Below are 13,973 nucleotides of genomic sequence, written 5' to 3'. Positions count from 1 at the left end.
TTCGCGCCGAGCCCCGCGCAAAAGAATCAACTGAAACTATGGTCAGCCGTTTTTGCACAACTTGACGCACACAACTACCGGGCACGTCCTGCACGAGCTGCGATGGTACCTGCACGATGAATGCGTCGGGCTCGCTCTTCAGGCTGTGTTCGTAACTGACTCGGTAGTCCATGGTCTTGAGCAACGCCGAGGGGGATCGTGGGTGTCATGTCGCACGCTCCGGTCCGGAAACGGGTGGAAACAGCGCGAACGTAGTCAGGAGCGGTCTTTGCCGGTCGCCGTCAATCCCAATGCTGGCGCGGCAGGCCGCCGATTTGGGTGTGTTGAAGAGGCCGGTTGCTGGAGGCGCGACGGTATACCTGTCGCAGAAATCGACGGTATACCGTCACTGAACCGCAGATTTGGCTGGTTTTGGTGAGACGACGGTAGACAGTCGCCTTGCCAAAAACCGAGTTACTTCAACTAGTTAGAGCCGTCCTGAGACGCCCCGAGCATCCGCTCCACATACCGCGCAATCAAATCGATCTCGAGATTGACTTTCACGCCCGGCGCGAGGTGCTTGAGCGTCGTGACTTCGACGGTGTGCGGAATCAGGTTGATCGAGAACTCGCTGCCGTCGTCGCGATCGTTCACCGAGTTCACCGTAAGGCTTACGCCGTTCACGGTAATCGAGCCCTTGTATGCGAGATAGCGGCCGATCTCGCGCGGCGCGAGCACGCGCAATTCGTGCGACTCGCCGACCGGCGCGAAATGCGTGACCGTGCCGAGCCCGTCGACATGCCCCGACACGATGTGCCCGCCCAGACGATCGTGCGCGCGCAGCGCTTTCTCCAGATTCACATCGCCCGTCTGCCCGAGACCCGCCGTGCAATCGAGGCTTTCGCGCGACACGTCGACGTCGAACGTCTGCGCCGTTTTTGCGATCACGGTCATGCACGCGCCCTGGATCGCGATGCTGTCGCCGAGCGCGACGTCGTCGAGGCCGAGCGAGCCGGCGTTCACCGTCAGGCGCACGCCCGCGTCCGGTGCGCCGCCGAGCGGCTTGATCGATTCGATGCGGCCGACCGCCGCGACGATTCCTGTAAACATCGAGTGGATTCCTAAGAGTTAGTGAGTGGCGTCGCGCGAAGCCTCGGCCGGCGCGAAGCGCGCGAGCACGCGCAAGTCCTCGCCGATTCGCTCGATCGAGTGGAAGGAGAGGCGCTTGCGCGCGTCCAGCGTCGCGGGCGCGGCCAGGTCGAACATGCCCGCCGATTCGGCGCCGAGCAGGCTCGGCGCGACATAAACGAGCAATTCGTCCACGCAGCCTTCGCGCAACAGCGATCCGTTCAGCTTGTGGCCCGCCTCGACATGCAATTCGTTGATGCCGCGCGAGCCGAGAATCTTGAGCATCGACGGCAGGTCGACCTTGCCATGCGCGTTCGCGATCGGCACGATCTCCGCGCCGCGCGCGGCGAGCGACACGGCGTGATCGGCGTTCTGCTTGTCGATCGACGCGCAGAAGATGAGCGGCGGCGCGCCTTCCAGGATGCGCGCCGTCAGCGGCACTTCGAGGCGGCTGTCGATCAGGACGCGCAGCGGCTGGCGCGTCGTCGCGACCGCGCGCACGGTCAATTGCGGATCGTCCTCGCGCACCGTGCCGATGCCGGTCAGGATCGCGCACGCGCGCGCGCGCCAGGCGTGGCCGTCCGCGCGCGCGGCTTCGCCCGTGAGCCACTGGCTGTCGCCCGAGGGCAGGGCAGTGCGGCCGTCGAGCGAGCTCGCGATCTTCATGCGCACCCATGGCTGGCCGCGCGTCATGCGCGACACGAAGCCGATGTTCATCTCATGCGCCTCGTTTGCGAGCAGCCCGCAGCGCACGTCGATGCCGGCTTCGCGCAGCATCGCGAGGCCGCGCCCCGACACTTGCGGATTCGGGTCTTCCATCGCCGCGATCACGCGCTCGACCTGCGCGTCGATCAGCGCGTGCACGCACGGCGGCGTGCGGCCGAAGTGGCTGCACGGTTCGAGCGTCACATAGGCGGTCGCGCCGCGCGGATCGTGGCCGCGCGCGCGGGCGTCTTTGAGCGCGCGCACTTCGGCGTGGTCCTGGCCGGCGGGCTGTGTGAAGCCTTCGCCGATCACGACGCCGCCTTTCACGAGCACGCAGCCGACGCGCGGATTCGGCGTCGTCGTGTACATGCCGCGCGCCGCGAGGGCGAGCGCGCGCTGCATATGGATGAAGTCGGTTTCGGAGAACATCGCGGCCCGTGCCTTGGTTTGGGTGGGTTTGCCTGGGTTGCTTCAGGCGGACAGCGCGGCGAACGCGCCGCGCGCGGCATCGACGGTGGCGTCGATCACGGCGTCGTCGTGCGCGATCGACACGAAGCCCGCTTCGTACGCGGACGGCGCGAAGTACACGCCCGCATCGAGCATCTTGTGGAAGAACGCGTTGAAGCGCGCGATGTCGCAGCGCGTGACGTCGGTGAAGCTCGCGGGGATTTGCTCGGTGAAGTAGAGGCCGAACATGCCGCCGAGCGCGTCGGCGACGAACGGCACTTGGGTGTCGCGCGCCACGGCCGTCAGTCCGTTTACGAGCCGCGCCGTTTGCGCCGAGAGTCGCTCATAGAAGCCCGGCGCCTGGATCAATTGCAGCGTCTTCAAGCCCGCGGCAACGGCGATCGGGTTGCCCGACAGCGTGCCCGCCTGATAGACGCCGCCCGCCGGCGCGAGATGGGCCATGATGTCGCGCCGTCCGCCGAACGCGGCCGCCGGCATGCCGCCGCCGATCACCTTGCCGAGACACGTGAGGTCGGGCGTGATGCCGTAGAGCGCCTGCGCGCCGCCGAGCGCGACGCGAAAGCCGCACATCACTTCGTCGAAGATCAGCACGGCGCCGTGCCGCGTGCACAGGCGCCGCAGCGCTTCCAGGAACTCGGGCGTCGCGCGCACGAGATTCATGTTGCCCGCGACCGGCTCGACGATCACCGACGCGATCTCGCCGCCGAACGCCGCGAACGCTTCTTCGAGCGCGGCGACGTTGTTGTACTCGAGCACGGTGGTGTGCTTCGCGATGTCGGCCGGCACGCCTGCCGACGTCGGGTTGCCGAACGTGAGGAGGCCCGAGCCGGCCTTCACGAGCAGGCTGTCCGCGTGGCCGTGATAGCAGCCTTCGAACTTCACGATGCGGCTGCGGTTCGTAAAGCCGCGCGCAAGACGCAGCGCGCTCATCGTCGCCTCGGTGCCGCTCGAGACGAGCCGCACCTGTTCGATCGACGGCACCAGCTTGCAGATTTCCTCGGCGATCTCGATTTCGGCTTCGGTCGGCGCGCCGAACGAGAAGCCGTTCGCGAGCACGCGCTGCACGGCTTCGAGCACTTCGGGGTGGACGTGGCCAAGAATCATCGGGCCCCACGAGCCGATGTAGTCGATGTAGCGGGTGCCCTCGGCGTCCCAGAAGTACGGGCCTTGGGCGCGTTCGACGAAGCGCGGCGTGCCGCCGACCGAGCGGAATGCGCGCACCGGCGAATTCACGCCGCCGGGGATGGTGAGCTGGGCGCGTTCGAACAGAGCTTGATTCTTGGACATGAGATGAAATCTGCTGGATGAGAGGCGGAGCGCTTGCAAGCGGCTCGAAAGAAAGGTGCAAAGCGCGCGCAATGAGATGGCTCAAATTGTACCGGAGTCGTGCCGCATTGCCGGGCTGAGGCGCTTGCCGGTCACTGCATCTCGCGCCGTCTCCGGCCGCCGCCGGCCGGTAATTTGTACCGTCGAGTACAATGCCGGCTTGTCGTGGGCGTTTCGCAAGGCTCGCCCGCCGGGCCGCTTCTCTTGGATTCCCCATGTCTCACGTCGCCAGACGCCGGCCGGATGGCCGGCTGATCCTGCTGCTCGGCGCGCTCGCCGCGTGCGGGCCGATTTCCACCGATATGTATCTGCCGAGCCTGCCGTCGATCGCGCAGTCGTTCGCGGTCAGCGCGTCCGCGGCACAGGCCACGCTCACGAGCTTCATGTTCGGCTTCTCGTTCGGCATGCTGCTCTACGGGCCGCTCTCGGACACCTGGGGGCGGCGCCCGGTGCTGCTCGGCGGGATCGCGCTCTTTACGCTCGCGAGCATTGGCTGCGTCGTGTCGTGGTCGATCGACATGCTCGTCGCCGTGCGCTTCCTGCAGGCGCTCGGGGCGGGGGCGGCGTCGGTGCTCGCTCGCGCGATCGCGCGCGACGCGCACGAGCCGACCGACGCGGCGCGCGTGCTGTCGATGGTCGCGATCGTCACGGCGATCGGGCCGCTCGTGGCGCCGCTGCTCGGCGGGCAAGTGCTGCTTCTCGGCGGCTGGCGCGCGGTATTCGTGTTCCTCACGCTGTTCGGCGCGCTCTGCGCCGCGCTCGCGTTCTTCCGAGTGCCCGAGACGTGGCCGCGCGAAAAGCGCAAGAGCGCCGCGGTGCTGAAGTCGTTCGCGGTCTACGGGCACCTGCTCACCGATCCCGTTGCGCTCGGCCACATCCTGTGCGGCGGGATGGCGTTCGCGTCGATGTTCGCGTACATCACGGCGACGCCGTTCGTCTATATCGACTACTTCCATGTGAAACCGCAGCACTACGGCTTTCTGTTCGGGCTGAACATCGTCGGCATCATGCTTGCGAACTACCTGAATACGCATCTGGTGGGGCGCGTGGGGTCGCTCGCGATCATCAAGGCGGCGGCGCTCGTCAGTTGCGTCGCGTCGTTTGCGGTCGCGCTCGTGTGCCTGACGGGGTGGGGCGGGTTGTGGTCGATCGTCGTGTGCCTGTTCTTCGTGGTCGGCGTCGTGGGGCTGTTGTCGGCCAACTGCACGACCGACCTGATGCATCGCTATCCGCACAATGCCGGCGCTGCCGCGGCCGTGTTCGGCGCGATGCAGCTCGCGCTCGGCGGGCTCGCGAGCGTTGCGATCGGCGCGTTTCATGACGGCTCGCCGAGGGGCATGGGGGCCACGATTGCGGTGACGGGCGCGCTTTGCTTCGTCGGGCGAATCCTCGTCGTGCGCTGGCATGGGTGGCCGGTGCGGACGATGGTGGCGGCCAAACGGATGGAAGATGCGTAGTGGCGCAAAGAACGGGAGCGGCGCTTTCGTAAATTGCGGCCGGCAATAAAAAAAAACCCCGCGCAATGCGGGGCTTTTGCAATCGGAACAGGATCCGGCAAACGCTCGCGCCGCCGGATCTCGCCGAACAGATACTGCTTTTAGAACTTGTGACGGATACCCACGCGTGCGGCGAGTTGGTTTTTCGTCGAGCTCGCGCCTGTCGTACCACCGAACTGCGCTGCGTAAATGTCGGCCGTGACGCCGCCGCCCATCGCGTGCTGGTAGATGCCCATCAGGGAGACGTCGGTGCGCTTCGACAGGTGGTAGTCGATGATCGCATTGAGTTGACCGTACTTCGGTTTTTTGTCCGTGAGGTCGACCTTGCCTTGCGTGTACGTGTAGCCGAGACCGCCCGTCAAAGCCGGGGTAATGTTGTATTGACCCCAGAGTTCGGCGCTGTTGAAGTACACGGTGTTGCCCACCACGTTGTTCGAATTCTCGAAGCGCACGTTCGACCAGTTGGCGCCGAACAGCGCCGCGCCGAGCGCGTACGTGGCACCCACGCTGATGCTTTGCATGCTGGTGGGTTGGCCGACGAGGCCCCAGATGCCGTTGAGCTGGTTGGGGTTCGCCGCGTTAGCCTGGTTCCCGACGAAGTTGCCGTCGTTGAACTGGGTACCCGGGTTCTTCGCGAAGAAGTAGCCTGCGCCGATGTACAGCGGACCGCCCTGATAGTTCAGGCCGCCGCCGATCGTGCTGCTCTGGCTGAACTGGCCAGCCACGCCGCCGAACGCGTACATGCCTTCAGCTTGCACGCCGTAGAAGCGCGGCGAGACGTACTTGACGGCGTTGTTGATACGGAAGCCGTTGTCGGTGTTGTCGATATCGGCCGGGTGCGAGAAGTAGGCGCCCCACTGGCCGTTGAACGTCGTCGGCTGTGCGTTGTCGACCACCGGGTCATATTGACGGCCGAGCGTCAGGGTACCGTAGTTGTCGTTCGTCAGGCCGACATAGGCTTGACGGCCGAACTCGCGGCCACCTTGGGCGAGCGTGCCGGTGCCGACGTTGAAGCCGTCTTCCAACTGGAAGATGGCCTTCGTGCCGCCGCCGAGATCCTCCACGCCCTTCAGGCCCCAGCGGCTGCCTTGGATGACGCCGCTCGACATTTTGAATTGATGGGCACCGCCGGTGTTGTTCACGTACGTGATACCGGTGTCGATGATGCCGTAAAGCGTGACGCTGCTCTGCGCGAATGCCGGTACCGCAACGGCGCTCGTCACTGCAAGTGCGATGAGCGATTTCTTCATTAAGTGGTCTCCGAGACGGAATTGCAAGTTGTGAACACCCGGGTGGGGTGAAGAGTTGCAGCGGATAGGCATGCCTAATGAACGACCCGGTCCCCGCCGCGGTTTTCAGGGAACGGTCGGATACTAGGCGTCGTAAATTCACCGACTCATTGGTAGAAACACTAGTTGTTACGAGTTATTGCGGATTTCGCAATAACTTATTGCAGAACCTGGTTTAGTAAGACTGGCTCTGTATGCGGCTTTCAATGAAAGCGTTTGCTTAAATGCGGCCGAACTGTGTTTTTTGGACAACACCGTCTGCGATGTCAGCGACCGTTGTAAAAGCGCTGAAAAATTGGGATATGTAGAGAGCGCTTAATAAAGTGCGGCGCGGCGAATGGCGGGTCGACAGCTGTGCATGGGACCCGAGTAACCGCTAAAGCGCTAACTCGGGTCGACAGCTGTGCATGGGACCCGAGTAACCGCTAAAGCGCTAACTCGGGTCGACAAAAAAAAGACCCGCGCCGTTGTTACCGGGCGGGTCGAGCTTAGATGAAAGCCGGCGCGTCGCTAACTTGCCGGCGGCACCAATATAACCTCGCGCCTATTTTTTTTCAGAATGAGGGAAAGCGCGGCGAGGGTTTTCGCCAGGGCGGGGAGCCGCCCGGTTGACCGCTCGCGTGCCGGCCGGTCAATCGGACGACGGTCAGTGCACCGATCAATCAGCCGCCGACGACGCCGCCCCATGACTCAGCCAATCGAGCACCGCGACCGCATCGTCGGTGCTTTCCGAGCGCGCCTTCGCCACCGCTTCGGTCATCTCCGCGCTCGGCACGGCGCGCCGGATCGCGACGCCCACCGCGAGGATGTCGATCATCACGAGGTGCAGGATCCGCGAAATCATCGACAACTGCGATTCGCGAATTTCGATGTGATCGGTCTCGAGCGCGACCGTCGCGCGTTTCGCGAGCGGCGTGTTGCTCGACGTGATCGCGATCACCTGCGCGCCGGCCTGCATCGCGACCTCGAGCACGCGCAGCAACTCGGGCGCGCGGCCCGACTTCGACACGGCGACGATCACGTCGCCCTTGCCCAAGAGCGCCGCCGACGCCGCCTGCATGTACAAATCGCCGTATGCGATCGTCGGGATGCCGAAGCGGAAGAACTTGTAATGCGCGTCCTGCGCGACGATGTTCGAGTTGCCGAGGCCGTAGAACTCGATGCGCCGTGCGCCGTTCAGGACGTCGATCGCGCGCTCGACGTTTTCGAAGTTCAAGTGCTCGCGCAATTGCAGGATCGCCGACACGGTGTTGTCGAGGACCTTCGCGCCGAAGTCAGTCGCGGCATCGCCCAGATGCACCTGGCTGTGGCTCACCGGGATCGTGCCCGTGAGGCCCGTCGCGAGTTTGAGCTTGAAGTCGGAGAGACCCTGGCAGCCGAGCGAGCGGCAAAAGCGGATCACGGTCGGCTGGCTCACGTCGGCCTTGCGCGCGATGTCGACGATCGGGTCGTTGATGATCGAGCGCGGGTGATTGAGCGCGAGGTCGGCGACGCGCCGCTCGGCGGGCGTGAGCGCATCGCGCATTTGGCGGATGCGCTCGAACACCGCCGACGAGCCCGCGCCCGTGCGGTTCGACAGCTGCTCGGCGAGGATCGCCGAGACGCCGAGGAACGCCGGATATTCGGCGGTGATCACGTAGGTCGGCACGTTCGCGAGATACGCTTCGAAGCGGCCCTTCGCTTCGAAGCGCTGACGGAAGGACGAACGCGCGAAGACTTCGCCGAGCCGCGGCACGACGCCGCCGCCGATATAGATGCCGCCGAGCGCGCCGAGCGTCACCGCGATATTGCCGGCAAACGTGCCGAGAATCCCGCAGAAGCAATCGACGACTTCGGCCGCGAGCGCTTCGCCCTCGAGCGCGCGGTTCACGACGTCGGCCGGATCGAGCGTGGCGGGCACGCGCTTCTTGTCGCGCGCGGCGAGCGCGCGGTAGATCAGCTCGAGCCCCGGGCCCGCGGCCACGCGCTCGAACGACACGTGCGGCCACTTCTTGCGCGCGTACTGGAGGACGAGGTCTTCGCGCTCGTCGGCCGGCGCGAAGGTTGTATGGCCGCCTTCGCTGCCGAGCGCGATCCAGCGGTCGTCGGCGGGAATCAGGCCCGACACGCCAAGCCCCGTGCCCGGCCCGAGCAGGCCGATCACGCTGTTCTGCCGGCGCGCGCCGCCGCCCACCTGCACGCGTTGCGCGTCGGTGAGGCCGGGCAGCGCCATCGCCAGCGCAGTGAAGTCGTTGACGACGAGCAGCGTATCGAAGCCGAGCGAGCGGCGCGTCGCTTCGATCGAGAACGTCCAGTTGTGGTTGGTCATGCTGACCTGGTCGCCGTCGACCGGGTTCGCGATCGCGATCGCCGCGTGGTTGACGCGGCCGATCTTGATGTCCTTCAGGTACTTCTTGAGCACTTCGGCGACGCCGGGGTATTCCGCGCATGGATAAACACGGATCTGCGTAATCTCGCCGCGCGCCATTTCGAGCGCGAAGCGCGCGTTGGTGCCGCCGATGTCGGCCAATAGGCGCGGCCCATCGGCGTGCTGGCCCACCCCGGGGACAGCCTTAGTTTGCACACCAGTAGACATCGAGTCTGACTCCCTTGTCGTTTGCCAGCTTCGAGATGGCGTTTTTTTGGGCGGCCGCCGCGGCGGCATTGAGCACGCCGAGTTTGCGCGGGCCGGCAATGAGCAGGAAGAGGCGCTCGGTCTGCTTGAGCGCGGATAGCGACCAGCTCACGCGCGCATGCGGCGCGGCGCCGGGATGCACGGCGACGAAGCGGTCCGCCGTCGTGATCGCGAAGTCCCATTCGGGTGCGTCGGCGAAGATCGACGCGGTGTGGCCGTCCTCGCCCATGCCGAGCACGGCGACCTGCGGCAGGGCGCGCGCTGCATCGCCGTTCAGCGCGGCGACGTGCGCGTCGAGCGTCTGCGAAATGTCGACGAGCGGATGAAAGCGCGCTTGGCTCGCGGCGTGCTTGAGCAAGGTTTCGCGCACGAGGCGCGCGTTGCTGGCGGTATCGGTTTCCGGCACCCAGCGGTCGTCGACGAGCGTGACGTCGATGCGGCTCCAGTCGAGCGGCTCGTGCGAGAGCGTCTCGAGGAACGGGCGCGGGCTGGTGCCGCCGGATACGGCGAGCGTCGGGCGGGCGGCGCTCGACGCGCCCGCGCTGCCATGGGCGGCGAGCGACGCTTGTAGCGCGTCGCGCACCGCTTTCGCCAGCGCGTCGGATTGGGCGCGCGGGTCGTCGAAAGCGTGAAGCTCGATCACTTCTCCTCCAGGCTGCTTTTTGTAGGTTTCGTCGATTCGGTGCGGATCGCCGGCGCGCGCGGCGTTTCAGCCGCGCGCAAACCGCCAATCATAAATAAACCTTCAATTTTCTTCCTCGAGCCAGCAGGTGCCGTGCTGCGCGAGCATCGCGCTCGCGGCGGCCGGCCCCCAGGTGCCCGAAGCATACGGTTTCGGCGGCTTGTTCGCCGCCTTCCATTCGTTCAGGATCGGCTCGACCCAGGTCCACGCGGCCTCCTGCTCGTCGCGCCGCACGAAGAGCGCGAGGCGGCCGTTGATGACGTCGAGGAGGAGCCGCTGGTACGCCTCCATCTGGCCTTCCTTGAAGAACTGGTCGAACGCGAGATCCAGATGCACGCTCGACAGGTTCATCCCCTCGCCCGGCTGCTTCGCGAGGCAATAGAGGCGGATCGACTCGTTCGGCTGCAAGCGGATCACCAGACGGTTCGCGCCGGGGCGCAGCGCCGTGGGCCCGAGCGCCGAATGCGGCACCGGACGGAAATTCACGACGATCTCGGCGACCCGGTCGGCGAGGCGCTTGCCGGTGCGAAGGAAGAACGGCACGCCGGACCAGCGCCAGTTTTCGATCTCCACTTTCAGCGCGACGAAAGTCTCGGTGGTGCTGTCGGGCTTCACGCCGTGCTCGGTCGCGTAGGCCGGCACCGACGTGCCCTTGATCACGCCCGCATGATACTGGCCGCGCACCGCGATTTTGCTGATGTCGCGCGGATCGATCGGCTTCAATGCCCGCAGCACGCGCAATTTCTCGTCGCGGACCGAGTCGGAATCCATCGAGTGCGGCGGCTCCATCGCGACGATCGAGAGCAGCTGCAGCAGGTGGTTCTGCACCATGTCGCGCAGCGCGCCGGTATTGTCGTAGAAGTCGCCGCGGCCTTCGACGCCAAGCTCCTCGGCGATCGTGATCTGGATGCTTTCGACCCATTCGCGGCGCCACAGCGGCTCGAACAGCGCATTGCCGAAGCGCAGCGCAAGCAGATTCTGCACCGGCTCTTTGCCGAGGTAGTGGTCGATCCGGTAGATCTGGTCTTCCGCGAAGATTTCGCCGACGGCGTCGTTGATCGCGTTCGACGAACGCAGATCGTAGCCGAGCGGCTTCTCGAGCACGATGCGCGAATTCTGGTTCAGTCCCACCGAGGCCAGCGCGCGGCAGATCGGCACGAAGAGCGATGGGCCCGTGGCGAGGTAGAACACGCGAATGCCCGGCTGATCCGCGACGGCGTCGCGCAGCATCGCGAAGTCCTCGGGCTTGCCGAGGTCCATGTGCAGATACGCGAAGCGCTGCAGAAAGCTCTTCCAGCAGGCCTCGTCGAGGCCCTTCTTCGAGACGTATTCTCGGACGTTTTCTTCGACCCACTTGAGGTAGCCGTTCAAGTCGGTCTCGAGGCGCGCGACCGCCATGATCTTGCCTTGCTCGGAAAGCATCCCTGCACGGTGCGCTTCATACAGTGCGGGCAGGATCTTTCGCATCGACAGATCGCCGGTTCCGCCAAAGAGAACGAAGGTGAAGCTCGAGTCGGTTTGCATGTGTCTCCGCGAAAATCAGAGGGTTGTAGCCCGATAAAATTTTTTTTGACACTGAATTGTAGTTTAACTACAATCCAAATCAAGAGGTAACGTCAAATCGAGGAAAAAAGCGTTGGCGCCAGGTGTGGCGCGGTGTCTTTTCCCCGGTCTGACGGCAGCGCGGGCAGCATGATTCGCCACGTGCGTGCCATGCCTCCCGAGCCTGCACCGCGCGACGCGGCGCAAGCCAAAATCAAAAGAGGAGACTCGTTGTTGCTTCCCATGTCAACTAACTCTTGAGAGCCCAGCGGCCGAACACCGGCGCGCTGGCGCACGTGCGCACGCGCAAGTCCGAAGCTCGACCGTCCAGTGTTTTGCCTGTTTTTCAAACCACCGCTTCCCGGCGGCATCGGGAGCCAATCGTTTCTTGTTCAGGTGTCTGGAGGAGATAAATAATGAAATTTCGCGCGATCATGGGTGCGCTTTGCGCCGCAGGTCTCATGTGCAGTGTGTCGGCCGTGCAGGCGGCAGAATCCCTCGAAGTGCTGCACTGGTGGACTTCGGGCGGTGAATCGAAGGCCGTCGGCGTCCTCAAGGACGACATGCAGAAACAAGGCTACACGTGGAAAGACTTCGCGGTGGCAGGCGGCGCAGGCGCCGCGGCCATGACCGCGCTGAAGACGCAGGTGATTTCGGGCAACGCGCCCGCCGCCGCGCAAATCAAGGGTCCGCTGATCCAGGAATGGGCGTCGCAAGGCGTGCTCGTGAACGTCGACTCGGTCGCCGGCGACTGGAAGAAGAACCTGCCGCCCGAAATCGACAAGATCATGCACGCGGAGGGTCACTACGTCGCCGCGCCGTTCTCGGTGCACCGCGTGAACTGGGTCTGGTACAACAAGGCCGCGCTCGACAAGGTCGGCGCGAAAGTGCCGGCCACCTGGCCCGAGTTCTTCGCCGTCGCCGACAAGCTGAAGGCCGCGGGCATCCAGCCGGTCGCGGCAGGCGGCCAGCCGTGGCAGGACCTGACGCTGTGGGAAGACGTCGTGCTGTCGCAAGGCGCGGACTTCTACAAGAAGTCGCTCGTCGACCTCGACCAGAAGACGCTGACCTCCGACAAGATGGTCCAGGTGTTCGACACGGTCCGCAAGATCGAGTCCTACATGGATAACAGCCGCACGGGCCGCGACTGGAACCTCGCCACGGCGATGGTCATCAACGGCAAGGCCGGCATGCAGTTCATGGGCGACTGGGCGAAGGGCGAGTTCGCGAACGCGAACAAGAAGCCGGGCTCGGACTACATCTGCGCCGCGGTGCCGGGTACGGCGAAGGGCTACACCTTCAACGTCGACTCGTTCGTGTTCTTCCAGCAGAAGGGCCAGTCGGCCGCATCGCCGGGTCAGCTCGCGCTCGCCAAGACGATCATGAGTCCGGGCTTCCAGGAGCAGTTCAGCCTCTACAAGGGTTCGATCCCGGTGCGCCTCGGCGTGTCGATGGAAAAGTTCGACGACTGCGCGAAGAAGTCGTATGCGGATGAGCAGACGGCGATCAAGTCGGGCGGCTACGTGCCGTCGCTCGCGCACGGCATGGCTCAGCCGGACGCGACCGCTGGCGCGATCACCGACGTCGTGACGAAGTTCATGAACTCGGACCAGGACTCGAAGAGCGCGGTTGCGGCACTCGCGAAGGCCGCTCAAACGAAGTAAGCGCAGCAAGCGAAGTGGCAGGGCGCTCGCTGCCCGTCCCCGACGGGCGGCGAGCGCAGAACGACCAAGAGCATTCAGTTTCAGGAGTCGAGTAGTGACTGCTTCTCTTAGCGGCAACGGGAAAACGGCAACGGCCGCCCGCCGCACGTCGCCTTTGTCGGCGCTCGCCGACCGCTGGATGCCGAAGCTGGTGCTTTCGCCCAGCATCGCGATCAGCCTGATTTTCGTCTATGGCTTCATTCTGGTTACGGGCTATCTGTCGCTCAGTAACTCGACATTGATGCCGCGCTACACGTTCGTCGGGCTCGATCGCTATCGCGAGCTGTTCGCCAACGACGTGTGGTGGACTTCCGCCAAGAACCTCGGCTGGTTCGGCATTCCGTTTATTGCGATCTGCGTGGGCCTCGGGCTCTTCCTCGCAATCCTGCTCGACCAGAAGATTCGCAACGAAGGCGCGTTGCGCGCGCTGTTCCTGTATCCGATGGCGCTTTCGTACATCGTGACCGGCACGGCCTGGCAGTGGGTCCTGAATCCCGATCTCGGCGTGCAGAAGGTGCTGAACGACTGGGGCTGGACGAGCTTCCATTTCAACTGGCTGAACGACGCGGACAAGGCGATCTTCTGCATCGTGATCGCGGCAGTCTGGCAATCCACGGGTTTCGTGATGGCGCTTTTCCTCGCCGGCCTGCGCGGCGTCGACAGCGAAATCTTCAAGGCGGCGCAGGTGGACGGCGCGAGCTTGCCGACCATCTACCGCAAGATCGTGATTCCGAGCATGCGTCCGGTGTTCTTCTCGGTGCTGCTGATCCTGTGCCACATCACGATCAAGACCTTCGACCTCGTCGTCGCGCTGACGGCGGGCGGGCCGGGCACGTCGTCGTCGCTGCCGGCCATCTTCATGTACACGTTTTCGTTCAACCGCGGGCAGCTCGGCGTCGGCGCAGCGTCGTCGATGATGATGCTCGCAACCGTCGTGGCCGTGCTCGTGCCGCTCATGTATCTGGAATCGAGGAGCACCCGCAATGCAGCCTGATAAACGGCCCCCACGCTCTCTGCGTTCGCTGCTCCCCGGGGGGGCGC

Annotated in this window: 10 protein-coding genes; 3 read left to right on the top strand and 7 right to left on the bottom strand. The window is 64.8% G+C overall.

The genetic code is table 11. The features are described from left to right. Positions 1-462: 462 nt before the first annotated feature. Genes J3489_RS26300 through hemL form a run of 3 tightly spaced genes read right to left on the bottom strand, consistent with a single transcriptional unit; the run spans position 463 to position 3,567 of the window. Entirely contained in the window at positions 463-1,089 is a 627-nt protein-coding gene (locus tag J3489_RS26300; RefSeq protein WP_207003075.1) for a riboflavin synthase, read from the bottom strand. A gap of 18 nt (positions 1,090-1,107) precedes the next feature. After that, positions 1,108-2,241: a bifunctional diaminohydroxyphosphoribosylaminopyrimidine deaminase/5-amino-6-(5-phosphoribosylamino)uracil reductase RibD gene (ribD, locus tag J3489_RS26295; protein WP_207003073.1), complete on the bottom strand. Its 1,134-nt coding sequence runs from the start codon at positions 2,239-2,241 to the stop codon at positions 1,108-1,110. 42 nt (positions 2,242-2,283) lie between these two features. Next, positions 2,284-3,567, bottom strand: a complete 1,284-nt coding sequence (gene hemL, locus J3489_RS26290; RefSeq protein ID WP_207003071.1) for a glutamate-1-semialdehyde 2,1-aminomutase — start codon at positions 3,565-3,567, stop codon at positions 2,284-2,286. Positions 3,568-3,821: 254 nt separating this feature from the next. Here hemL and J3489_RS26285 point away from each other — a divergent pair, with 254 nt between their 5' ends. After that, positions 3,822-5,063 (top strand): Bcr/CflA family multidrug efflux MFS transporter, encoded by a 1,242-nt coding sequence (locus J3489_RS26285; protein WP_207003069.1) that lies wholly within the window; start codon positions 3,822-3,824, stop codon positions 5,061-5,063. A gap of 140 nt (positions 5,064-5,203) precedes the next feature. Here the strand turns inward: J3489_RS26285 and J3489_RS26280 are convergent, their stop codons facing one another. The 4 genes from J3489_RS26280 to zwf form a co-directional block, all read right to left on the bottom strand. Next, on the bottom strand, positions 5,204-6,352 hold the full coding sequence (locus J3489_RS26280; protein WP_207003067.1) for a porin: 1,149 nt from the start codon (positions 6,350-6,352) through the stop codon (positions 5,204-5,206). A 697-nt stretch (positions 6,353-7,049) separates the two neighbouring features. After that, complete coding sequence (locus J3489_RS26275) at positions 7,050-8,966, bottom strand: bifunctional transcriptional regulator/glucokinase (RefSeq protein WP_207003065.1); 1,917 nt, start codon at positions 8,964-8,966, stop codon at positions 7,050-7,052. Further along, the gene (gene pgl / locus J3489_RS26270) at positions 8,944-9,648 is read right to left on the bottom strand and encodes a 6-phosphogluconolactonase (protein WP_207003063.1); all 705 of its coding nucleotides are present in this window, start codon (positions 9,646-9,648) and stop codon (positions 8,944-8,946) included. The genes J3489_RS26275 and pgl overlap by 23 nt, the downstream gene beginning before the upstream one ends. A gap of 102 nt (positions 9,649-9,750) precedes the next feature. Continuing rightward, positions 9,751-11,211, bottom strand: coding sequence for a glucose-6-phosphate dehydrogenase (gene zwf / locus J3489_RS26265; RefSeq protein WP_207003061.1), 1,461 nt, complete (start codon positions 11,209-11,211; stop codon positions 9,751-9,753). 434 nt (positions 11,212-11,645) lie between these two features. On the opposite strand from zwf, the gene J3489_RS26260 reads away from it, so the two are divergent. Both J3489_RS26260 and J3489_RS26255 read left to right on the top strand, forming a co-directional pair. Then, a complete protein-coding gene (locus J3489_RS26260) occupies positions 11,646-12,893 on the top strand; it encodes an ABC transporter substrate-binding protein (protein ID WP_207003059.1) in 1,248 nt (415 codons plus the stop codon). Between the two features lie 94 nt (positions 12,894-12,987). Next, positions 12,988-13,926: a carbohydrate ABC transporter permease gene (locus J3489_RS26255; protein WP_207003057.1), complete on the top strand. Its 939-nt coding sequence runs from the start codon at positions 12,988-12,990 to the stop codon at positions 13,924-13,926. The last annotated feature ends 47 nt before the right edge of the window (positions 13,927-13,973 follow it).

The organism is Trinickia mobilis, from assembly GCF_017315705.1.
Classification (GTDB): domain Bacteria; phylum Pseudomonadota; class Gammaproteobacteria; order Burkholderiales; family Burkholderiaceae; genus Trinickia_A; species Trinickia_A mobilis.
Note: the sequence above shows the minus strand (reverse complement) of the source record. Positions and strands in the feature narration are given on the sequence as shown.

Bases quoted from the DNA above. Each gene is read 5' to 3' on its own strand.
- J3489_RS26300 (WP_207003075.1), bottom strand. From the start codon at position 1,089: ATGTTTACAGGAATCGTCGCGGCGGTCGGCCGCATCGAATCGATCAAG.
- ribD (WP_207003073.1), bottom strand. From the start codon at position 2,241: ATGTTCTCCGAAACCGACTTCATCCATATGCAGCGCGCGCTCGCCCTC.
- hemL (WP_207003071.1), bottom strand. From the start codon at position 3,567: ATGTCCAAGAATCAAGCTCTGTTCGAACGCGCCCAGCTCACCATCCCC.
- J3489_RS26285 (WP_207003069.1), top strand. From the start codon at position 3,822: ATGTCTCACGTCGCCAGACGCCGGCCGGATGGCCGGCTGATCCTGCTG.
- J3489_RS26280 (WP_207003067.1), bottom strand. From the start codon at position 6,352: ATGAAGAAATCGCTCATCGCACTTGCAGTGACGAGCGCCGTTGCGGTA.
- J3489_RS26275 (WP_207003065.1), bottom strand. From the start codon at position 8,966: ATGTCTACTGGTGTGCAAACTAAGGCTGTCCCCGGGGTGGGCCAGCAC.
- zwf (WP_207003061.1), bottom strand. From the start codon at position 11,211: ATGCAAACCGACTCGAGCTTCACCTTCGTTCTCTTTGGCGGAACCGGC.
- J3489_RS26260 (WP_207003059.1), top strand. From the start codon at position 11,646: ATGAAATTTCGCGCGATCATGGGTGCGCTTTGCGCCGCAGGTCTCATG.